The organism is Cellulosimicrobium funkei (assembly GCF_004519295.1).
In the GTDB taxonomy this organism is placed as follows: Bacteria; Actinomycetota; Actinomycetes; order Actinomycetales; family Cellulomonadaceae; genus Cellulosimicrobium; species Cellulosimicrobium funkei.
This window is the reverse complement of record NZ_SOZH01000004.1, coordinates 139493-161614: the sequence shown is the minus strand read 5'-3', so window position 1 is coordinate 161614 and position 22122 is coordinate 139493. Positions and strand designations below refer to the sequence as shown.

Here is a 22122-nt window from a genome sequence, read left to right as displayed (position 1 = left end):
CCCACCGGTCGCGCGCGTGCCGACGACGCCCGACGAGGTGAGGAGCCCGCACGTGAGGATCGGTGTCCCCCGCGAGGTGAGGGACGGGGAGCGGCTGGTCGCCGCCACCCCGCGCACGGTCGAGCGCCTGCGGGCGCTCGGCTACGAGGTGGTCGTCGAGCACGACGCGGGCGCGGGTGCCACGTTCTCCGACGCCGCGTACGAGGCTGCGGGCGCCGCGGTGGTCGACGCCGCGACGGCGTGGGGGGCCGACGTCGTCACCGCCGTGAACGCGCCCACCGACGCGCAGGTGGCGCTCCTGCACCCGGGCGCGACCCTCGTCGCGATGCTCGGTCCCGCGAACGACCCCGACCTCGTGCGGCGCCTCGCCGACCACGGCGTGACCGCGCTCGCGCTCGACGCCGTGCCCCGCATCTCGCGTGCCCAGGCCCTCGACGTCCTGAGCACGCTGTCGAACGTCGCGGGCTACCGCGCCGTCGTCGAGGCCGCGGCCGAGTACGGCGGCATGTTCGCGGGGCAGGTCACCGCCGCAGGCAAGACGCCGCCCGCGAAGGTCTTCGTCATCGGCGGCGGGGTCGCGGGCCTCGCCGCGGTCGGCGCGGCAGCGAGCCTCGGCGCGCAGGTCCGCGCGTTCGACGTCCGGTCGGAGGCGGCCGAGCAGATCGAGTCCATGGGCGGCACCGCCGTGCGCGAGCCCGCGGCGCAGCAGGGCATGTCGGCCGACGGCTACGCGAAGCCGCTCACGCCCGAGCAGGAGGCGGCGGCCCTCGCCGTCTACGCGCGCGAGGCGGCCGACGCGGACGTCGTCGTCACGACGGCGCTCGTGCGCGGCCGGGCGCCGCGCACCCTCACGGCCGAGGCGGTCGCCGGGATGCGGCCCGGGAGCGTCGTCGTCGACCTCGCGGCCTCGGGCGGCGGCAACTGCGCGCTCACCGTGCCGGGCGAGCGCGTCGTCACCGAGAACGGCGTCGTGGTCGTCGGCTGGACCGACCTCGCGGGCCGGCTCCCGCAGCACACGTCGCAGCTCCTGGGGACGAACGTCGTGCACCTGCTCGAGCTGCTCACGCCCGGCAAGGACGGCGTGCCCGCCCTCGACCTCGACGACCCGGTCCAGCGCGGCATGACCGTCGCGCGCGCCGGCGAGGTGCTCTGGCCGCCGCCGCCCGTCGCGGTGAGCGCGGCGCCGTCCCCCGCCGCGCCACCACCGCCGGACCCCGCCCAGGAGGCTGCGGACCGCGAGCGGGCCGCCACGGAGGCCGCCGCCGCCGCGAGCCTGCGCCGCCGCCGTCGGACCGTCGGGGCCGCGCTGGCCGCGGTGCTCATCACGCTCGCACTGTCGTTCGCGCCGCCGTCGCTCGTCGGGCACGTCACGGTGTTCACGCTCGCGGTGATCGTCGGGTACTACGTCATCTCGAACGTCACGCACTCCCTGCACACGCCGCTCATGGCCCAGACGAACGCGATCTCCGGCATCATCCTCGTCGGCGCGCTCCTGCAGCTCGGCTCCGACGACTGGGTCGTCACGACGCTCGCGCTCGTCGCGGCGACGCTCGCGAGCATCAACGTGTTCGGTGGCTTCCTCGTCGCGAACCGCATGATCGGCATGTTCCGCAAGGACGTCCCCGCCCGCGCGCAGGGGGTGGCCCGATGACCGCCACGTCCGTCGCCCAGGCCGTCTACGTCCTCGCGGCCGTCCTGTTCGTGCTGAGCCTCGCGGGCCTGTCGAAGCAGGAGTCCGCGCGCCGCGGCAACGTCCTCGGCATGGTCGGCATGGTCCTCGCGCTCGCCGCGACGATCGTCCTCGCGCTCGGCACGAGCGCCCGCCCGGTCCTCGTCACCGCGCTGCTCGTCGTGGTCGTGCTCCTCGTGGGCGCCGCCGTCGGGACGTGGCGGGCCCGCCGCGTCGAGATGACGCAGATGCCGGAACTCATCGCGATCCTGCACAGCTTCGTCGGGGCCGCGGCCGTGCTCGTCGGCTTCAACTCGTACCTCACCGCACAGGCTGCGGGGCACGACGACGTCGCGCACCTCGTCGAGGTCTCGCTCGGCGTGCTCGTGGGCGCCGTGACGTTCACCGGCTCCGTCGTCGCGTTCCTCAAGCTGTCCGGTCGCACGCGGTCGGCGCCGCTCCAGCTCCCCGGCCGGAACCTGCTCAACCTCGGGGCGCTCGTGGCGAGCCTCGGGCTCGTAGCGTGGTTCGTCGTCGCGCCGTCCGTGTGGCCGCTGCTCCTGCTCACCGTCGTGTCGCTCGCGCTGGGCTGGCACCTCGTCGCGTCGATCGGGGGCGGCGACATGCCCGTCGTCGTCTCGATGCTCAACTCGTACTCCGGCTGGGCCGCCGCCGCGGCGGGCTTCATGCTCGGGAACGACCTGCTCATCGTCACGGGCGCGCTCGTCGGGTCCTCCGGTGCGATCCTCAGCTACATCATGTGCCGGGCCATGAACCGGTCGTTCGTGTCCGTCATCCTCGGCGGCTTCGGGGCCGAGGAGGGTGCGGCCCCCGCGGGTGGCGAGGGACCGCAGGGCGAGCACCGCGAGGTGAGCGCCGACGACGTCGCGGCCCTCCTGCGCGACGCGCGGAGCGTCGTCATCACCCCGGGCTACGGCATGGCTGTCGCCAAGGCGCAGTACCCCGTCGCCGACCTCGTGCAGCTCCTGCGCGACGGCGGCGCCCAGGTCCGCTTCGGCGTCCACCCCGTCGCGGGCCGGCTCCCCGGGCACATGAACGTGCTGCTCGCGGAGGCGCGCGTCCCGTACGACATCGTGCTCGAGATGGACGAGATCAACGACGACCTGGCGGGGACGGACGTCGTGCTCGTCATCGGGGCGAACGACACCGTGAACCCGGCCGCGCTCGACGACCCGGGCTCGCCCATCGCGGGCATGCCCGTGCTGCACGTGTGGGAGGCGGAGCAGGTCGTCGTCTTCAAGCGGTCCATGGCGGCGGGCTACGCCGGGGTGCAGAACCCGCTGTTCTTCCGCGAGAACACCGGGATGCTCTTCGGGGACGCCAAGCTGCGGGTCGAGGACATCGTGGCGGCGCTCCGCGCGGGCTGAGGGGCCGCGGGCGACGGGGACGGCGCGGGGCCCGCGGAGCGCGCCCCGGCGATCAGCCGGGCACGCGCTCCCGGGCGGGCGCGAACGTCAGCGACGGCAGCGTCTCGAGCGTCCGGTGCGCGGCGACGTAGTCCTTGAGGTCCCCGCGGAAGACGACGCGGCCCGGCAGGTCGAGCAGCGTCTGGGGCCGCACCTGCCACCGCTCGACCCCGAGGTCCCACACGCCCGCGCCGTGCAGCACGTGGTAGACGAACTCCGAGCAGAAGAACCGGTCCGCGGCCTCGTGCCCGCGGCCGAACCGCGCGCCGACGAGGCCGCGCACGTTGTACGAGAACGCGTGCGAGTCGAGCAGGAACTCGGTGATCCGGACGCGGATCGCCTCGTGCTGCTCGGGGGTCACGGGCACCGCGAGCACGACCCCCGGCACGACGTCCATGCCGCGGTACAGGCCGTCGTCGAACCGCTCGCGCCGGAAGCAGCCGACGAACGGGTTGCCCGCCCGGCGCCGGCCGAAGCTGAACATGAGGTCGAGCCCCTGGTCGAGCGCCAGGGAGGAGTGCGTGAACTCGTCGCGCGTCGCCAGCGCGATCGTCCGGGACAGGACCGTACGACTGCGGGACAGGACGACGTAGACGTTCACGCGAGTGACCATACGATGCCCGAGCCCGCAAGCGGAACGGGCGGAGCGGGGTATTTGTCCGGTCGGCCGCGACGAGGCGCCGTCGGCCGGGCCCGCGAGCGCGAGATCCCCGCGCTCACCCGTCCGAGCGCGCCCGGTCGAGAACCACCCGGTCGAGGACCGCCCGCGCGTGCCGGAGGACCGGCTCGTCGACCATGCGGCCCTCGAACGTGAAGACGGCGCCCGCGCCGCCCGGGTTCGCGGCCGCGGCGTCGAGCAGCGCGCGGGCGTCGGCCACCTGCTCGGCGGTCGGCGCGTAGGCGGCGCGGATCACGGGGACGTGGCTCGGGTGGATGCACGCCGTCGCGGCGAACCCCGACGCGGCCGCGTCCTCGGCCTCGGCGCGCAGCCCGTCGAGGTCGCCCACGTCGAGGTGCACCGCGTCGACCGCGGCCTTCCCCGCCGCACCCGCCGCGAGCAGCACCGCGGCGCGGGCGTGCCGCGCGACGTCGCGGTACGTGCCGTCGGGGCGGCGGCTCGACGTCCCCCCGAGGGACGCGACGAGGTCCTCCGCGCCCCACATCAGCGCGACGACCTCGGGCCTGCGGGCGAGCTCCGGCGCCGCCACGACACCGGCGGCCGTCTCGCACAGCGCGAGCACTCGCACCCCGGGGAGCGTCGTCGCGAGCCCGCCGAGCGACACGAGCAGCTCCGGCCCGGCCTTGGCGACCATGACCGTCCGCAGGCGCGTGTCCGCGAGCGCCGCCACGTCGAGCGCGTGCTCGGGCGTCCCGACGGGGTTCACCCGCACGACCGTGCGCGCCGGGTCGAGCGTCGCGGACGCCTCGACGACGGCACGCCGCGCGGCGTCCTTGGCGTGCGGGGCGACGGCGTCCTCGAGGTCGAGGATCACGGCGTCCGCGCGGTCCGCGGCCTTCGCGAACCGGTCGGGTCGGTCGCCGGGGCAGAACAGCAGCGCGGGCCCGAGCCCGAACCCTGGCGGGGAGGCGGCGCGGTGCCCGACGCCGTCGGTCACCACGCGCTCTCCTCGTCGCCGCGCTCGAGCACGGGCTCGTGCACCCCCGCCGCGTGCTCGCTGAGCCCGGGGCCGTCGTCGCGCCCGGCGCCGGGCCCGGGGGTGTCGCCGGGATCGGTACCCACCGTGCCCGCAGCCCCGGGTCCGGTGGACGCCCCGGGGGACCGGGCGTCGTCGGGCACGGCCGCGGACGCCGCCTCGTGGGCGGCGCGCGTCCAGAAGAGCGCGGTGCGGACGGCGCGCGCGACGAGCACGCCGTCCTGGTTGAGGCCGCGGTGCTCGAGGGTCACGACGCCCTGCCCCGGCCGCGACGCGGAGAGCCGCTTCTCCACGACCTCCGTCTCGGCGTAGAGGGTGTCGCCGTGGAACAGCGGCTGGGGAAACTCGACCTCGCGGAACCCGAGGTTCGCGACGATCGTGCCCTGCGTGACCTGCCCGACGGACAGCCCGACGAGCGTGGACAGCGTCATCATCGAGTTGACGAGCCGCTGCCCGAACGGCTGGGTCGCGGCCCACGCGGCGTCGAGGTGCAACGCCTGGTGGTTCATCGTGAGCGTGGAGAAGACGACGTCGTCCGCCTCCGTGAGCGTGCGGCCAGGCCGGTGGCGGTACACCACGCCCGTCTCCAGCTCGTCGTAGTACAGGCCCCGCTGGACCACCTCGCGCATGCTGCTCCTCCCCTCGTCCCTGACGTCGGCGTCGGTCCCCCGCTAGCCGTCCAGTCCCAGGCTCCTCGCGATGACCATGAGCTGCACCTCGGTCGTGCCCTCGCCGACCTCGAGCACCTTCGCGTCGCGGTAGTGCCGCGCGACGGGGTTCTCGTTGAGGAACCCGTAGCCGCCGAAGATCTGCGACGCGTCGCGCGCGTTCGCCATCGCGGCCTCGCCGCCGACGAGCTTCGCGACCGACGCCTCCGCCTTGAACGGCTTGCCGCGCACGAGCTTCTGCGCGGCGTCGAGCCACGCGAGGCGCGCGGTGTGGACGCGCGCCTGCATGCGGGCGAGCGTGAACGCGACGTGCTGGTTCTCCCCGATCGACCGACCGAACACGACGCGCTCGCGCGCGTACCGCAGCGCCTCCTCGAGGCAGCCCTGCGCGGCGCCGGTCGCGAGGGCGGCGAACGCGATGCGGCCCTCGTCGAGCGCGCGGAGGAAGTTCGCGTACCCGCGGCCGCGCTCGCCGAGCAGGTTCCCGGCGGGCACCCGGACGCCGGTCAGCGTGAGGGGGTGCGTGTCCGAGGTGTGCCAGCCGACCTTGTCGTACGACGGCCCGACCTCGAGCCCGGGCGTCCCCGCGGGGACGATGATGCTCGACAGCTCCTTGCGCAGCTCGCCCTCCACGCCGACCGTCTCGCCCGTGACGGCGGTGATCGTCACGAGGCTCGTGATGGGCGTCCCCGAGTTGGTGATGAACTGCTTCGACCCGTCGATCACCCACTCGTCGCCGTCGAGCCGCGCGGTCGTGCGGGTGCCGCCCGCGTCGGACCCGGCACCGGCCTCGGTGAGCCCGAACGCCGCGAGCGCCCGCCCGGCGAGCAGGTCGGGCAGCCACCGCTCCTGCTGCTCGCGCGAGCCGTGCCGGTAGAGCGGGACGATCCCGAGCCCGACCCCGGCCTCGAGCGTCACCGCGATCGACTGGTCGACGCGCGCGAGCGCCTCGACGGCGAGGCACAGCGACACGTAGTCCTGGCCCTGGCCGCCGATGTCGCGCGGGAACGGCAGCCCGAACAGCCCGAGCTCCCCCATCTGCGCGATGATCTCCATCGGCAGGCGGCGTTCCGTGTCGTAGCGGTAGGCGGCGGGCGCGACGACGCTGTCCGCGAAGTCGCGCACCACCTGGCTGAGCTTCCGCTGCTCGTCGTCGAGCAGGACGTCGGCCTCGATCATGATGCTCCCTGGGTGTCGGGTTGCGGGACCGGAGCGGCGGGTTGTGCCGCACCGGAGTCGTGAGGGTGGACGACGGCGACCACCTGGTCCCGGCGCACGAGGTCGCCGGGGCGCACGCGCACGTCGGCGACGCCGTCGTGCGGGGCGAGGAGCGGGTGCTCCATCTTCATGGCCTCGACGGTGACGAGGACGTCCCCGGCGGTGACGGGCTCGCCGTCCGCGGCGGCCGTCACGACCGTGCCGGGCATCGCGGCGCGCACCTCGGGGTCGGTCGCGCCGGGCGCGTCACCCCGTGCCCGACGGCGGTCGGCCCGCGCCCGAGCCGCGCGCTGCTCCCGGTCCGGGGCGGCCAGGGCGACGGTCCGCCCGTCGCGCCACACCCACACCGTCGCGGGCTCCCCGTCGGCGGGGGGTGCGTCGAGGGCGAGCCGCACGCGCTCCCGGACACCGTCCAGGGTGAGCCACCACGCGCCGTCGACCCCGGGGTCGCGAGCGAGCGACGCCCGCACCGCGTGCGTCGTCGAGCCGGGCCACGCACCGTCGTCGGGTGCCGGCACGTGCACGACGGCGTCCCCCACCACCCCGGTCACCCGCACCTCGTGCGCGCCCCCGCCGGCATCGACGAGCAGAACCCGCCGCGGCGCCGCGTCCCCGTTGAGCCGCCACCCGTCCCCCACCCGCCAGGGATCGTCGTCCCGCCCCCCGATCCCCCCGCCGAGCAGGCGGTCGTGGCCCGTCCCACCCTCCGGACGAGCCGCAACCGCCTGCTCGACGAGGAACAGGGCTGCGGCGACGAGGTCGACCCAGTCCGGGCCGTCGGATGGCGAGCCGACCTCCGAGGCGAGGGGTCGGGGGGTGTGCGCGCCGTCGTGGTCGGGCCTGGCGGGAGCGCCCGAGGAACGAGGGCGCGGAGGGTAGACGGCGCGCGCACCCCCCGGCCCCTCGCCGGACCCGGCCATCCCAGAACCGGCGGAGACCAGACGGTCGATCAGGCCGGTGTCGAGCCGACCGGCACGGACGTCGTCGTCCGCGAGGAGAGACCGCAGGAACGCCGTGTTCGTCTCGACACCTAGCACGACCGTCCGCGCGAGCAGGCCGTCGAGGCGCTCCACGGCCTCGTCGCGCGTCTCGCCCCAGGCGACGGCCTTCGCGAGCATCGGGTCGTAGTGCCCACCCACCACGGCACCGGCGGAGATCCCGGAGTCGAGGCGCAGCGGGGAGGCGCCGGGCCCGGACGGGACGCCACCGTCGTCGTAGACCCGGACCGACCCGGTCGCCGGGAGGAAGCCGCGCTCGGGCGACTCTGCGTAGAGGCGCGCCTCGACGGCGTGGCCGCGCAGCACGACGTCGTCCTGTGCCAGGCCCAGCGGCTCGCCCGCCGCGACGCGCAGCTGGAGCGCGACGAGGTCGAGGTCGGTGACCATCTCGGTCACGGGGTGCTCCACCTGGAGTCGCGTGTTCATCTCGATGAAGAAGAACTCGTCCGGGCTCGCGGCGGGGACGAGGAACTCGACCGTCCCGGCGCCGACGTACCCGACCGACCGCGCGACCTCGCACGCGGCCTCGCCCATGCGGGCGCGCTGCTCCGCGGTGAGGAGCGGCGACGGCGCCTCCTCGACGACCTTCTGGTGGCGGCGCTGGAGCGAGCACTCGCGCTCGCCCAGGTGGACCACGGTCCCGTGCGTGTCAGCGAGCACCTGCACCTCGATGTGGCGCGGCGCCTCGACGAGCCGTTCGAGCAGGAGCGTGTCGTCGCCGAACGACGACGCGGCGACCCGGCGCGCGGACGCGAGGGCGCCGGGCAGGTCGGCCTCCGCGCGCACGACGACCATGCCCTTGCCCCCGCCCCCGGCGGACGGCTTGACGAGCAGCGGGAACCCGACGGCGCCCGCGGCGGCGAGGAGGTCGTCGTCGGACATGCCCGGCTCGCCCGCCCCGGGCACGACGGGCACGCCCCGCGCGCCGACGATGCTCTTCGCGGCGAGCTTGTCGGCCATCGCCTCGAGCGCGTCGACGCCCGGCCCGACGAACGCGATCCCCGCGCGCTCGCACGCCCGGGTGAGCGCCGGGTTCTCCGAGAGGAAGCCGTAGCCGGGGTGGACCGCCTCGGCCCCGGTCGCGACGGCCGCGGCGACGACGGCGTCGACGTCGAGGTAGCTCTGCGTCGCGGGCGCGGGCCCGAGCCGGACCGCGACGTCCGCCTCGCGCACGTGGCGCGCGTCGGCGTCGGCGTCGGAGAAGACGGCGACGGACCGCACGCCGAGGCGGCGCAGCGTGCCGATCACGCGGCACGCGATCTCGCCGCGGTTCGCGACGAGGACCGTGCGGAACCCGGTACCGCCGGGCGGGCGGGCGGTCGCGTCGTGGAGGGTGCGGGAGGTCATCGGCTCACATCCGGAAGAGGCCGAACCTGTCACCGGTCCAGGTCTCGGCGAGGGGCGTGCGCGCGCACACGCCGAGGGCGAGGCCGAGCACGCGGCGCGTGTCGGCGGGGTCGATCACGCCGTCGTCCCACAGCCGCGCGGTCGCGTAGTAGGGGCTGCCGTGCTCGTCGTAGTCGGCGCGGATGCCCGCGGAGAACGCGGCCTCCTCGTCGGGGTCCCACGTCTCGCCGCGCGCCGCGAGCTGGTCGCGCTTGACGGTCGACAGCACGGACGCGGCCTGCGGGCCGCCCATCACGGAGATGCGGCTCGCGGGCCACGACCACAGGAAGCGCGGCGAGTACGCGCGCCCGCACATCGAGTAGTTCCCCGCCCCGAACGACCCGCCGACGATCACCGTGAGCTTCGGGACGCGCGTCGTCGCGACGGCCGTGACCATCTTCGCGCCGTCCTTCGCGATCCCGCCCGCCTCGGCGTCCGTGCCGACCATGAAGCCGGAGATGTTCTGCAGGAACAGCAGCGGGATGCCGCGCTGGTCGCACAGCTCGACGAAGTGCGCCCCCTTGAGCGCGGACGCCGAGAACAGCACACCCTGGTTCGCGAGGATCCCGACGGGGTGCCCGTGGATCCGCGCGAAGCCCGTGACGAGCGTGTCGCCGTACTCGCGCTTGAACTCGTCGAACCGGCTCCCGTCGGCGAGCCGGGCGATGACCTCGCGGGGGTCGTAGGGAGCCTGGACGTCGGCCGGGACGGCGGCGTACAGATCCTCCCCCGGGTCCTGTACGGCGGCACCCGCCACACGGGGAGGCTCGCTGGGCGCCACGTCCCACGCGGGCTCCGGGTCGGGCGGGAGCGTCGCGACGATGCGCCGCACGGTGTCGAGCGCGTCCTCGTCGTCGTCGGCGAGGTGGTCGACGACGCCGCTGCGGCGCGCGTGCAGCTCACCGCCGCCGAGCTCCTCGGCCGTGACGACCTCGCCGATCGCCGCCTTCACGAGCGGCGGACCGCCGAGGAAGATCGTGCCCTGCCCGCGCACGATGACCGTCTCGTCGCTCATCGCGGGCACGTAGGCGCCGCCCGCCGTGCACGACCCGAGCACCGCGGAGATCTGCGGGATCCCCGCCGCCGAGAGACGCGCCTGGTGGTAGAAGATGCGGCCGAAGTGGTCGCGGTCCGGGAACACCTCGGCCTGCCGGGGCAGGAACGCACCGCCCGAGTCGACGAGGTAGACGCACGGCAGCCGGTTCTCCAGCGCGATCTCCTGCGCCCGCAGGTGCTTCTTCACCGTGAGCGGGTGGTACGTGCCGCCCTTCACGGTCGCGTCGTTGCAGACGACCATGATCTGCCGCCCGCTCACCACCCCGATCCCGGCGACGACACCCGCGGCCGGCCACGCGCCGTCGTCCACGCCGTACCCGGCGAGCGGTGCGATCTCCAGGAACGGGCTGCCCTCGTCGAGCAGCCGGTCGACGCGGTCGCGCGGGAGCAGCTTGCCGCGCGCCACGTGCCGGTCGCGCGCCGACGCCGGGCCGCCGCGCGCGACGTCCGCCGTGCGCTCGCGCAGCTCCTGAGCGAGCCCGCGCTGCGCGGCGTCGTTCGCCCGAGCCGCGTCCGACCCGGGCTCGACGGCGCTCGTCAGGACGGTCACGCGACCACCTCCTGCCGGCTCCCGGCGAGGAGCGCGAGCGCCGGGTCCTCCAGCAGCGCGCCCAGGTCGGCGAGGAAGCGCGCGCCCTGCTCGCCGTCGACCACGCGGTGGTCGAACGACAGGCTGAGCGTGACGACGTCGCGCAGCCCGACCTCGCCGTCGTGCTCCCAGGGCCGACGCCGCACCGCCCCCAGGCCGAGGATCGCCGCCTCGCCGGGGACGAGGATCGGGGTGCCCGCGTCGACGCCGAACACCCCGACGTTGGTGATCGAGATCGTCCCGCCGGTCAGGCGCTCGGGCGTCGTGCGGCCGTCGCGCGCGGTCGTCGTGAGGTCGGTCAGCGCGACGGCGAGGTCGGGCAGGTCGAGCGCCTGCGCGTCGGGCACGTGCGGCACGACGAGCCCCCGGTCGGTCGCGACCGCGATCCCCAGGTGCACCCGTCGGTGCCGCACGATCTCCGCCGAGCCGTCGGGGAGGTCGCGCCACGCGCTGTTGAGCGCGGGGTGGCGCGGCAGCACGAGGCACAGCGCGCGGGCCGCGAGCGCCAGCACGGTGATCCGCGCGCCGCGCGCGAGGCGGTGGGTGCGCAGCCGTTCCAGGAGCTCGACGCTGCGCGTGACGTCCACCGTGAGGAACACCGTCGCGTGGGGCGCCGTGAACGCGCTCGCCACCATCGCCGCCGCGGTGTGCTTGCGCACGCCCCGCACGGGCACGACCTCCGGCTCGAGGCCGGTCGAGCGGTCGGCGGCCACGCCCGTCGCCGCACCCGGCGCCGAGAGGGGAGAAGTGGCCCCGCGGCCGCGGTCCGGAGGGGCCACTTCTCGCTTCTCGCCGCTCGATGCCCCCGGGCCGGCGGACGTCGCGGGGTGCGCGTGGTGCTCGTCGCGCGGTCGGCGGGCGACGTCGCGGTGGCAGCTCACCGCCGCGAGGACGTCGTCGCGCGTGATGAGCCCGTCGCGGCCGGAGCCTTCGACCCGGTCGATCCGCACGCCGAGCTTCTTTGCGAGCGCGCGCACGGGCGGTGTCGACCGGGGCCGCTCGCCGGTCACGGTGGTGCGGCGGGGTGCCTCGGCGACGTCGGGCCCTGAAACCTGGGTCTCAGTCGCCGCCCGCCGGGGTCGACGCGCGGGCCGCCCGACCCGGTCGGGTCGGGCCCCGTAGCCGACGAGGTTCGGCTCGGGCGCGTCGGTGGGGTCGGCCGGGGCGGCTCCCACCGCGGCGACCGCCCCGACCAGGGCGGGGACGGCGTCGGACGCCCGGGCCGGGACCTCGGCGGACCCGGGCGCGTCGGTGGGGTCGGCCGGGGCGGCTCGCACCTCGGCGACCGCCCCGACCAGGGCGGGGACGGCGTCGGGCACCCGAGCCGGGACCTCGGCGGACCCGGGCGCCGCGGCGCCGTCCGTCACCGGGGCGGCACCGCCGCCGGACACGGGGGCCGCGCCGTCGTCGACCTCGAAGGTGACGAGCGGCTCGCCGACGCTCACCGTCTGGCCCTCCTCGGCGTGGAGGGACGCGACGACGCCCGCGTACGGGGACGGGAGGTCGACGAGGGCCTTCGCGGTCTCGACCTCCGCGATGACCTGGTTGAGCTCGACGCGGTCGCCCGCGTGGACGTGCCAGCTGACGATGTCGGACTCGGTGAGACCCTCGCCCAGGTCGGGGAGGCGGAACTCGCGCAGCGCCGTCATCGGGCCACCTCCGCGACGGGGCGCCCGGACGACGGCACGAACGGCTCCACCCGCCCCAGCACGCGGTCGACGCCGTCGAGGATGCGGTCGAGGTCGGGCAGGTAGTGGCCCTCGAGCTTCGCGGGCGGGTACGGCATGCCGTGGCCCGTGACCCGCACGGGCGCGGCCTCGAGGTACTCGAAGCAGCGGTCCGTCACGGTCGCGGCGATCTCCGCGCCGATCCCGGCCTGGCGCGGGGCCTCGTGCGTGACGACGACGCGCCCCGTCTTGCGGACCGACGCCGCGACGGTGTCGTGGTCGATCGGCGACAGCGAGCGCAGGTCGACCACCTCGACGGACACGCCGTCGTCCGACGCGGCGACGGCCGCGTCCAGCGCGGTCCCGACGAGGCCGCCCCACGTGACGAGCGTGACGTCGTGGCCCTCGCGCACGACGCGGGCCCGGTCCATGGGCGGCGGGTCGACGGGGTCGAGGTCGACCTCGCCCTTGAGGTGGTAGCGCCGCTTGGGCTCGAAGAAGATCACCGGGTCGTCGCACGCGACGGCCTGGCGGAGCACGGTGTACGCGTCCTGGGGGTTCGCGACCGACACGACGCGCAGCCCGGCCGTGTGCGCGAACAGCGCCTCGGGCGACTCCGAGTGGTGCTCGGCCGCGCCGATGCCGCCCCCCACGGGGATGCGGATCGTGATCGGCAGGCGCACCTTCCCGCCGGTGCGGGCGTGCATCTTCGCGAGCTGGGACAGGATCTGGTCGAACGCGACGAACACGAAGCCGTCGAACTGGATCTCGCACACCGGCCGGTAGCCGCGGTACGCGAGCCCGACGGCCGTCCCGATGATCCCGGACTCCGCGAGCGGGGTGTCGAGCACGCGCCGCGGTCCGAACTCCGCCTGGAGCCCGTCCGTCACGCGGTAGACGCCGCCCAGGCGGCCGACGTCCTCGCCCATGACGACCACGCGGTCGTCGTCGGTCATCGCACGGTGCAGCCCGGCGCCGAGCGCCTTCGCGAGCGTGAGGGTCGTCATCGTGCCTCCTCCCCGTCGAAGCCGGCGAGATAGTGCGCGTACTCGGCGCGCTCGCGGTCCAGCGCGTGGTGCGGCTCCGCGTAGACGTGGTCGAAGAGCGAGAGCGGCGGCGGGTCGGTGAGCGCGACGCACCCGGCGCGCAGCTCGGCGGCCGCCGCGTCGGCGACCTCCTGAACGTGCGCCGCGCCCGCGTCGTCGAGCACCCCGACGGCGCGCAGGTACGCCTCGAAGCGCGCGATCGGGTCGCGGCGCGTCCACTCCTCCACCTCGGCCGCGTCGCGGTAGCGCTTCGGGTCGTCGGCCGTGGTGTGCGGGCCCATGCGGTAGGTGACGGCCTCGATCAAGGTCGGGCCGCCGTCGTGCCGGGCGCGGTCGAGGGCCGCGCGGGTCACGGCGAGCACGGCGAGGACGTCGTTGCCGTCGACGCGCACGCCCGGCAGGCCGAATCCGCGGGCGCGCTCCGCGAGCGGGACGCGCGACTGGAGCGCGACCGGCTCGGAGATGGCCCACTGGTTGTTCTGGCAGAAGAACACCACCGGCGAGCGGTACGTGGACGCGAAGACGAACGCCTCGTTCACGTCGCCCTGGCTCATCGCGCCGTCGCCGAAGTACGACACCCCGACCGGCAGCCCGGCGGCGGCGTCGACGCGGCCGGCGTCGACGTCGTTCTGCACGCCCATCGCCCAGCCCGTCGCGTGCAGCGCCTGGGCGCCGATGATGACCTGCGGCGACGCCATGCCGATCGCGTACGGGTCCCAGCCGGAGACCGCGACGCCGCGCCACACGCGCACGAGGTCGACGAGCGCCGCACCGCGCACCCGCGCGACGGCGTGCTCGCGGTAGGAGGAGAAGACGAAGTCGTCGTCGCGCAGCGCGCGTGCCGAGCCGACCTGCGCCGCCTCCTGGCCGAGGAGCGGCGGCCAGAGCGCGAGCTCGCCCTGCCGCTGGAGCGCCGTGGCCTCCGCGTCGATGCGACGCGCCACGACCATGTCCTCGTGGAGCCGCAGCAGCGTCGACCGGGCCGACGCGCGCGCGGCGTCGTCGGGCGCCGTCGGGTCGAGGTCCGCGAGCCACCGGTCCAGGTCCGGGTCGCGGTGGCGGGTGCCGTCCTCGTCGAGCACGCGCAGGGTCGGCGTCGACCCGGGGCTCGGGTCGGGCGGGTCCTGCCGCGGCGCGTCCTTGCGCACGTCGCGCACCACGTTCTTCCGGTCTGCTCGTGCGTCGCGCGGGGTTGCCGCCCGGTGACCGTCGTACGCCTTCGGCGGGGTCGCCGCCGTCGGTCCGGTCCGCACCGCAGGTTCGCTGGGCATCGTCGCCACCTCACCTCGGGGAGCCGGTCCTCTCCGTCGAGGACCGAGGTAGGGGGAACGTAACCCGCGTCACGCACATGGCTCCACCGACGCCTGCCGCACCGTGCACTGTGACCGCTGTCACTCGGTTAGGGTGAGCAGCATGCACAGCGCCGACGCTGTCGACCTCGACCTCCTGCTCGCGCTCGCCGACGACCCGCGGGCCACGATCGTCGCGCTCGCCGACCGGCTGCGGCTCTCCCGCAACACGGTCGCCGCGCGGCTCGCCCGCCTCGAGGCCGAGGGCGCGTTCCTCGACCTCGACCGGCGCATCGACCCGCACGTGCTGGGGCACCCCCTCACGGCGTTCGTCGAGGTGCAGCTCCGGCAGAAGGAGCTCGCGCGCATCGTCGACGACCTCGCGCGCATCCCGGAGGTCGTGCAGGCGTTCGGGCGCAGCGGCACCGCGGACCTGCGCGTCACCGTCGCGTGCCGCGACACGGACCACCTGTTCCGCATCGACGCCGCGATACTCGCGATCGACGGCGTCGAGCGCACCGAGACGTCGCTCTCCATGGGCGAGCTCATCCCCTACCGGCTGCGGCCACTCATCGAGAAGCAGCGCCGCGGGCGCTGACGCCGTCGAGCGACTCAGCCCGGCGACTCAAGCCCGGCGACTCAGCGCAGGTCCCGGACGTACGCGGCGGCGCCGTCGTACGCGGCGATCCGCCGCTCGTAGTACGTCGCGATGATGAGCAGCAGGCCGCCCGCCGCGGCGAGCGTGAGCATCCACGGCCCGGCGGAGATGCGCGTGCCGAGCTGCGAGACGAACACGACGAGGATCTCGACCGGCAGCACGGCGACGCCCAGCAGGAACGGGGCCGCGAGGTGCTTGCGCGTCCCGACGAGGACCGCCGCGAGCGCGAGCACGACGACGAGCATCGCGCGCCACGTGCGCGCGTCGGTGTACGTCGCGAGCACCGACGGCCCGACGAGCGCGAGGAGCCCGGGCGCGAGGGTGCGCCACGACCCGACGACGCCGACGGGCCAGCCGCCGAGGGGCCGGGCCGCGCGCGCCGCCGGGAGACCGCTCGGTCCGCCCGCGGCCGCGCTCGCCGTGCCCGCGGTTCCCGCGGTTCCCGCGGTTCCCGCCGCGAGCGCGAGGTAGCCCGCGACGAGGAGCCCGGCGCCGAGGGGCAGGGAGAAGACCTCGACGCGCAGCTCGCGCGGCGACCACGCACCGATCGCGGCGACGAGGGCGAGCAGCCACAGGAACCACGCGGGCGGGAGGTCGAGCCGCCCGCGCACGGCGCGGCGCACCCCCACCACGAGCACCGCGAGGAGCGCGACCTCGACGAGCCAGACCGTCGCGATGACGCCCCACACGGGCCGCACGTTCGCGACGGCGCCGACCACCACGAGCGTCAGGGCGGGCGCGACGGCCCAGCGCCGCGCCGCCACGGTGCCACGACCCGACGCCGCGCGCGCCGCGACGAACCCGGCGCCGAGCGCCACGCCGCCCGCCGCGACCGCCCACGCGAACCCGAGGACGAACAGCGCGCCACCGCCGGGCACGTGCGCGACGTGCAGCGACTCCACCGTCCCGGCGACCGCGGCGAGCACCGCGGCTCCGGCGAGCCGGAGCGCACCGGCCCGCCGCCACGCGCTGCGGGTCGTCGCGGCCGGGGCGACGCCGCCCGCCGTCGTGCCCTGCCGGAGCAGCACCGCACCGGCGACGGACACCGCACCGGCGACGACGAGCAGCGACGCGCGGACGTCGCCCGCGCCCGGGGCCGCGCCCAGGACGAGCACCGACGGCACGACGAGCAGCACGAGACCCGCGCCCGCGAGATCCCACCAGCGCCGCGCACGGCGGGCGAGGAGCGCGCCGACGACGACGGCAGCGACCGCGGGCGGCGCGGTGTACGCCTCGACGAGCCCGACCTCGGCGGCCGCGAGCGCCGTCCACAGCGCCGCGGTGCCGAGGACGGCGGCGAGCCACCACTCCCCCCGCCGGTCGCGGTCGCGCGCGGCGAGCCCTGCACCGACGGCGAGCAGGAGCAGCACGGCGACGGCGATCGTCGGGCCTGCGGCGGGGCGCCCGTACGCGAGCCCGACCGCGATGGCCCCCGTCACGGCCGCGCTCGCCTCGACGGCGACGCGGCCGGCGCCGAGGTCGAGCCGTGCCGCGAGCGGCCGGGCCCCCGCGAGGGCCGCCGCGACGAGGACGGCGACGACGGGCAGGACGACGGGCGAGCCGCTGCCCGGGAGGACGAGCGCGCCCGCGCTCACCACGGCGACGGCCGCCGTCGGGAGCACGAGGGCCGCGGCGAGGACGCGCAGCGCCGTCACCGAGCCGGGGCGCCGGGAGCCGACCAGGACGACCTCGAGCGCGAGCATCGCGAGGCACGCCGCGACGGACCAGGTGCTGCGCTCGTCGACGACGGTGAGCACGCCGAGCCCGAACGGCACGGCCGTCACGCCGAGGACCGCCCACCACGAGTGCCGGTCGACGCGCGGGGCGAGCGTCACCGCGAGCGCCGCGAGCGAGGCGACGCCGGAGACCCCGCACAGCACGACGACCGTCCCGGCGCCGCTCCACCCGAGCGTCACCCCGAGCACGAGCAGCGCGTACCCGTACGCGACCCCGACGAGGGGCGCGTGCAGGGACCGCGGCGCGGCGGCGCGCGCCGCGAGGAGGAGCAGGCCGACGACGACGGCCCCGGCGGTTGCCGTCGGGCGCGCGACCCAGGACCCGGCGACGAGGAGGACGAGCGCGAGGACCGTGCCGGCGACGGCGGCGGCGTGCGCGGCCCGCCGCTCGGACCGGCCGACGGGCAGCAGACCGTGGCGGACGGCGGTGCGCGGGCCGGGCACGAGGCGCCCGACGGGGCGCAGGGCGCGTCCGAGCCCGCGCCGGACGGCGCGCACGACGGCCCCGGGCGACGGGGCAGCCGGGGCCGGCCGCGCCGTCGCGACGAGCAGCACCGCGGCGAGCAGCGCGAGCAGGACGAGCGACGAGACGCCCGCGAGCCGCGGGTCGAGCGCCAGGGTGAGGACGAGCGCGAGGGCCGCCCAGGGCGCGAGCGCGCGCCCGGTCACGACGAGCGGCGCCGTCCCGAGCCGGGGCGTCCCACCGAGGAGGGGCGGCGCGGTCCGCGACGTGCGCAGCGGGAGCCGGGCCGCGACGAGCAGGACGACGAGCACGGAGAGGAGGCCGACGAGCGTGCCGTCGAGCAGCGTCGCGCCGACGGTCCCGGGCGCCGTGCCCTCGCCCGCCAGCCCGGCGGACAGGACGCCCACGCCGAGCGGCGCGGCGTCGCGCACGGCGCTCGTCCCCGCGGTCGGGGTCACGAGCACCTCGGCGGCCCGCAGGCCCGCGAGCGCGAGGGCGGGGCCCGCCATGACGAGCACGACGACGGCGCCCCCGAGCAGCGCGTCGGAGCGCCCGATCGGCGGGACCGGCACCCGGAGCACCCCCGCCGACACGCGGCGGCCGGTGAGCACCAGCACGACGACCCACGCGAGCGCGCCGAGCGCGGGCGCGAGACCCACGAAGCCGACGCCGTCGCCCGTGCCGAGCAGCGCGCCGGCGAGCACCGCCGCGGCGCCGCCGACCGCGTACCAGCGCCGCTCGCCCGTCGTGACCCGGAGCAGCGTCGCGACGAGCGCCGCCCCGAGCGCGACGAGCGCCGCACCTGCGCCCCCGGGCAGCCCCGGCGGCGCGGGGACGGTGAGGCCGACGAGGACCGCGAGGAGCACGGCGACCGTGCGCACGACGCCCAGGAACCCGCGCTCCGCGCCGAGGGTGCCGCCCACGCGCGCGCCCGCCGCCGCGGCGACGGGGCCGGCGACCGCCGTCAGGCACGCCGTCACGAGGAGCGCGACGGCCCAGCCCCACGACGCCTGCGCGGCGGGCGCGCCGACCAGCGGCACGAGGGGACCGAGCACGACGGCGCCCGTCACCCAGGCCCGGACGCGCGCCCGCTCGCCCACGACGCCGAGGCCGACGAGCACGACGGCGAGCAGCGTCGCGCGCGCCGCGGCGGCACCCACCGGGTCGAGCGCCCACGCGCTGAGCGCGAGCTCGACGTCGACCAGGGCGAGCACGACGGCCAGCGCCGCGACGGCCTCCGCGGACGACCGCAGTCCGCGCGACCGCAGGAGCACCGCGGCGCCGACCGTGAGCGCGGTGACCACCCCGGTGACGAGGGCGCGCAGGGCCAGGTCGTCGGCGAACGTGAAGAACACGAAGACGACGGCTGCCACGGCGAGCAGCCCGGCGCCCGCCCCGGCGAGCACGGGCTGGAGGCCGACGGACCGCGCGGGGACCGCACTCGGACCGACACCACCGGCGCGCGGGCCCGCAGGCCCCGGCACAGGCACAGGCACCGGCACAGGCACCGGCGCGACCGGGCCGGCCGCTCCGGGACGCACCGGCCCGCCCAGTCCGGCGACGGGCGACAGGGTCGACGAGCGAGGCCCCGCCGCGCCGCGCCCGGCCGTGTCGAGCGGGCGCATCGGCGGCGGGCCCGCCGGGGTCCCCCAGCTGCCGCCCGCTGCTGCGCCGGGCCGGCCACCGCGCAGGGTGCCAGGGAGCGTGCCGGACGGGCCCGCGACGGCGGCACGGGCGGCCCACGCGGCCGCCTCGGGCTGTGCGGCCCGGAGCGTGTCGAGGGCGGTCTGGCGCCGCCGGAGCGCGTCGGCCGCGTCGGTCGACGCCGCCGCCACCTCGAACGCGAGCGGCCCGACGAGGTCGAGCAGGCACCGGTCGCACCGCGACGACCGCAACGGCGCGGCGCACGCGGGGCAGGAACGCGTCTCGGGGAGCCGCGCCAGCGCGACGTCGACCCACGGCTCTCTCATGACGGACATCCTGGCGAACCTGTGAGGCGCCTGGGGACGCGTCCACAGGGGGTCGCGTGGCGGTCCGGTGAAGAGCTCGGCCGCCGTCGTGAGGAACCGCGGGTCAGCGCGGGCGCAGCCCGCCCAGCGCCGTGTCGAGGACGCGGTCGACGTACTCGACGGTGAGCGGGCCCGTCCGCTGGAGCCAGCGGTTGAGCACCGGGCCCCAGACGAGGTCGACGGCGACGTCGAGGTCGACGTCGGGGGCCAGCTCCCCGGACTCCTGCGCGCTGCGGAGCCGCTGCCGCTTGGCCTCGCGGAGCGGCTCGTCGAGGCGCTCGCGGTAGAGGTCCGCGAGCGCCGGGTCGTGCGCCGCCTCCGTGGCGAGCGCGCGCATGGGCGCGGCGAGACGCGGGTCCTCCAGCTCGGCGACGGTCGCGTGCAGCACGTGCCGCAGGTCGGCGACGAGGTCTCCGGTGTCGGGCAGGACCGGCGCTCCCCCGTCCTCGCCCTCGCTGAGCGTGAGGAACGCGTCGAGGACGATCGCAGCCTTCGAGGGCCACCACCGGTAGATCGTCTGCTTCCCCACGCGGGCGCGGGCCGCGATGCCCTCGATGCTCAGCTGCGGGTACGGGATCTCCTGGAGGAGGTCGAGCGCGGCGGCGAGGACGGCGCGGCGGGAGGACTCGCTGCGGCGCGAGGGATCGGGTGCGGCCATGGCGGCAGCCTACCCCGGCGAGACGGACCGTTTCGTCTTGACGGCAGTTGTGCAGCCCTCTAAGGTCGAGCCAACGAGACGGACCGTCTCGTCATATTGTCGAAGGGAACCGTCATGCGACACACCTCCCCGCCGGCCCGGACCTGGTTCGTCTCCGGCGCGAGCCGCGGCATCGGGCACGCGATCGCCGTCGCGGCGCTGGAGCGCGGCGACCGCGTCGTGGCCGCCGCGCGCACCGCGTCCCGGGACGCCTTCGCCCCGGAGCACCACGACCGCGTGCTCGCGCTCCCCCTCGACGTCACCGACCGCGACGCGGTGGTGGCCGCGGTCGACACCGCCGTCGAGCACCTCGGCCGGCTCGACGTCGTCGTGAACAACGCCGGGACGATGTCGATGGGCATGGTCGAGGAGTTCACCGAGGCGCAGGCGCGCGCGCAGCTCGAGGTGAACTTCTTCGGGGCGCTGTGGGTCAGCCAGGCGGCGCTGCCGCACCTGCGGCGCCAGGGCTCGGGCCACGTGCTCCAGATGTCGAGCGTCGCCGCGCTCGCCGGCTTCCCGAGCACGGGCCTCTACAGCGCGAGCAAGTTCGCGCTCGAGGGGATGAGCGAGGCGCTCGCGATGGAGGCGGCGCGCTTCGGGGTCTTGGTCACCCTCGTGCAGCCGGGCGGGTACTGGACGGACCTGTACACGAGCATGACGACGACGACCGCGCTCGACGCCTACGCGCCCCTGCGCGCGGAGCTCGAGAAGCAGTGGGCGGACGGCTCGGTCGACAGCGACCCGCGGCTCGCCGCCGACGCGGTGCTCACGCTCGTCGACAGCGAGGACCCGCCGCTGCGCCTCCTGCTCGGCAGCATGGTCTACGACCTCGCCCAGGGGATCTCGCGGCAGCGTCAGGACACGTGGGCGGCCTGGGAGGACGTGAGCCGCGCCGCCGAGCACGCCGTCGCTGCGCCCGGCCCGGCCGCGGGATGAGCCCGCGCGCCGGGAGACCTCACGACGGCCGCGCTCAGCCCCGGAGTCGCTCGACGAGCGCGCGCGTCAGAGGCGCGTCGACCCCCGCGCGGTCGGCGGCGCGCACGATCGCGCCGCCGATCGCGTCGGTCTCGAGCGGCCGGCCCGCCTCGGCGTCGCGCAGCATCGAGGACTTCGCGTCGGCCCCGAAGCGGTCGTAGAACGTCAGGGTGCGGTCCTGGTCCGACGGCGCGCCGCTCGCCGCCGCGACGGCGGCGACCTCGCGGACGAGCGCCTCGAGCTCGGCCCGGTGCGTGGTCCGCACCTCGCCGATCGGGGCGCGGTGCGCCGTCGTGAGCAGCGCGAACGGCGCGAGGAAGCCGAGCTTCGCCCACATCAGCGCCGTCTCGTCGTCGTGCACGGTGGTGGGGATGCCCGCCCCGTCGAGGAGCGCGCGCACGGCCTCGACCCGCTCCCGGTCCACCCCGCCCGGCGCGACGTCGACCTCGACGAACGCGCTCGTGTGCTCGATCTCGCCCGGCGCGACGCGCGTGGACTCGACGCGGACCGTCGCGGGGAGCACGCGCGCGGTGCCGTACCGCGCGCGCAGCGCGTCGAGGTGGTCGAGGCCGTTGAGCATCGGGACGACCACCCCGTCGCCGAGCACCTCCGGCGGCACGCGGTCGAGCGCGTCGTCGAGCGCGGTCTGCTTGACCGCCACCACGACGACGTCGACCGGGGCGTCGAGGCGCGTGGCCGCGTGCGCCGGGACGTGGAGGTCGCCCACCTGGCGGCTGCGCACGTGCAGGCCGCGCTCCGTGAGGGTGGCCGCCGTGGCCTCGCCCGCGAGGAACGTCACCCGGGCGCCCGACCGGACGAGCAGCGCGCCGACCAGCCCGCCGACCCCGCCCGGCCCGAGCACCGCCACGTCCCGGCCGTCCCGGCCGCTCAGGCCGTCCGTCGTCTCCGTCACCGT

At 76.5% G+C, this 22122-nt stretch carries 15 protein-coding genes and 1 pseudogene; 4 read left to right on the top strand and 12 right to left on the bottom strand.

The genetic code is table 11. From position 1 onward, the window contains the following. Positions 1–52: 52 nt before the first annotated feature. Positions 53–1651, top strand: coding sequence for a Re/Si-specific NAD(P)(+) transhydrogenase subunit alpha (locus E1O70_RS06660; RefSeq protein ID WP_061267105.1), 1599 nt, complete (start codon positions 53–55; stop codon positions 1649–1651). Beyond that, on the top strand, positions 1648–3057 hold the full coding sequence (pntB, locus tag E1O70_RS06655; protein WP_061267069.1) for a Re/Si-specific NAD(P)(+) transhydrogenase subunit beta: 1410 nt from the start codon (positions 1648–1650) through the stop codon (positions 3055–3057). Before E1O70_RS06660 ends, pntB begins: the two co-directional genes overlap by 4 nt. A 52-nt stretch (positions 3058–3109) precedes the next feature. Here the strand turns inward: pntB and E1O70_RS06650 are convergent, their stop codons facing one another. The 9 genes and pseudogenes from E1O70_RS06650 to E1O70_RS06610 all read right to left on the bottom strand — a co-directional run bounded on the left by E1O70_RS06650 (position 3110) and on the right by E1O70_RS06610 (position 14650). After that, positions 3110–3697, bottom strand: a complete 588-nt coding sequence (locus E1O70_RS06650; RefSeq protein ID WP_061267070.1) for a hypothetical protein — start codon at positions 3695–3697, stop codon at positions 3110–3112. A 115-nt stretch (positions 3698–3812) separates the two neighbouring features. Then, complete coding sequence (locus E1O70_RS06645) at positions 3813–4715, bottom strand: HpcH/HpaI aldolase/citrate lyase family protein (RefSeq protein ID WP_276321392.1); 903 nt, start codon at positions 4713–4715, stop codon at positions 3813–3815. Between the two features lie 191 nt (positions 4716–4906). Further along, positions 4907–5380, bottom strand: a pseudogene (locus E1O70_RS06640) (MaoC family dehydratase); the annotation flags it as partial. A 42-nt stretch (positions 5381–5422) separates the two neighbouring features. Further along, on the bottom strand, positions 5423–6598 hold the full coding sequence (locus E1O70_RS06635; protein WP_061267071.1) for an acyl-CoA dehydrogenase family protein: 1176 nt from the start codon (positions 6596–6598) through the stop codon (positions 5423–5425). Continuing rightward, positions 6595–8982 (bottom strand): ATP-binding protein, encoded by a 2388-nt coding sequence (locus E1O70_RS06630; RefSeq protein WP_061267072.1) that lies wholly within the window; start codon positions 8980–8982, stop codon positions 6595–6597. Before E1O70_RS06630 ends, E1O70_RS06635 begins: the two co-directional genes overlap by 4 nt. 4 nt (positions 8983–8986) lie before the next feature. Beyond that, complete coding sequence (locus E1O70_RS06625) at positions 8987–10627, bottom strand: carboxyl transferase domain-containing protein (RefSeq protein ID WP_061267073.1); 1641 nt, start codon at positions 10625–10627, stop codon at positions 8987–8989. Continuing rightward, complete coding sequence (locus E1O70_RS06620) at positions 10624–12315, bottom strand: dihydrolipoamide acetyltransferase family protein (protein ID WP_061267074.1); 1692 nt, start codon at positions 12313–12315, stop codon at positions 10624–10626. The genes E1O70_RS06625 and E1O70_RS06620 overlap by 4 nt, the downstream gene beginning before the upstream one ends. Next, positions 12312–13340: an alpha-ketoacid dehydrogenase subunit beta gene (locus tag E1O70_RS06615; protein WP_061267075.1), complete on the bottom strand. Its 1029-nt coding sequence runs from the start codon at positions 13338–13340 to the stop codon at positions 12312–12314. Before E1O70_RS06615 ends, E1O70_RS06620 begins: the two co-directional genes overlap by 4 nt. Then, a complete protein-coding gene (locus E1O70_RS06610) occupies positions 13337–14650 on the bottom strand; it encodes a thiamine pyrophosphate-dependent dehydrogenase E1 component subunit alpha (RefSeq protein ID WP_082774306.1) in 1314 nt (437 codons plus the stop codon). The genes E1O70_RS06615 and E1O70_RS06610 overlap by 4 nt, the downstream gene beginning before the upstream one ends. A 142-nt stretch (positions 14651–14792) precedes the next feature. On the opposite strand from E1O70_RS06610, the gene E1O70_RS06605 reads away from it, so the two are divergent. Beyond that, a complete protein-coding gene (locus tag E1O70_RS06605) occupies positions 14793–15266 on the top strand; it encodes an Lrp/AsnC family transcriptional regulator (protein WP_061267076.1) in 474 nt (157 codons plus the stop codon). Between the two features lie 41 nt (positions 15267–15307). Here E1O70_RS06605 and E1O70_RS06600 read toward each other — a convergent pair whose 3' ends face one another. Together E1O70_RS06600 and E1O70_RS06595 are read right to left on the bottom strand one after the other, a co-directional pair. Further along, positions 15308–19495: an SCO7613 C-terminal domain-containing membrane protein gene (locus E1O70_RS06600; RefSeq protein WP_128957646.1), complete on the bottom strand. Its 4188-nt coding sequence runs from the start codon at positions 19493–19495 to the stop codon at positions 15308–15310. A gap of 103 nt (positions 19496–19598) precedes the next feature. Then, entirely contained in the window at positions 19599–20192 is a 594-nt protein-coding gene (locus E1O70_RS06595) for a TetR/AcrR family transcriptional regulator (protein ID WP_061267078.1), read from the bottom strand. Positions 20193–20306: 114 nt separating this feature from the next. On the opposite strand from E1O70_RS06595, the gene E1O70_RS06590 reads away from it, so the two are divergent. Further along, positions 20307–21167, top strand: a complete 861-nt coding sequence (locus tag E1O70_RS06590; protein WP_061267079.1) for an SDR family NAD(P)-dependent oxidoreductase — start codon at positions 20307–20309, stop codon at positions 21165–21167. A gap of 34 nt (positions 21168–21201) precedes the next feature. Here E1O70_RS06590 and E1O70_RS06585 read toward each other — a convergent pair whose 3' ends face one another. Continuing rightward, positions 21202–22119, bottom strand: coding sequence for a ketopantoate reductase family protein (locus E1O70_RS06585; protein WP_205688621.1), 918 nt, complete (start codon positions 22117–22119; stop codon positions 21202–21204). Positions 22120–22122: the final 3 nt, after the last annotated feature.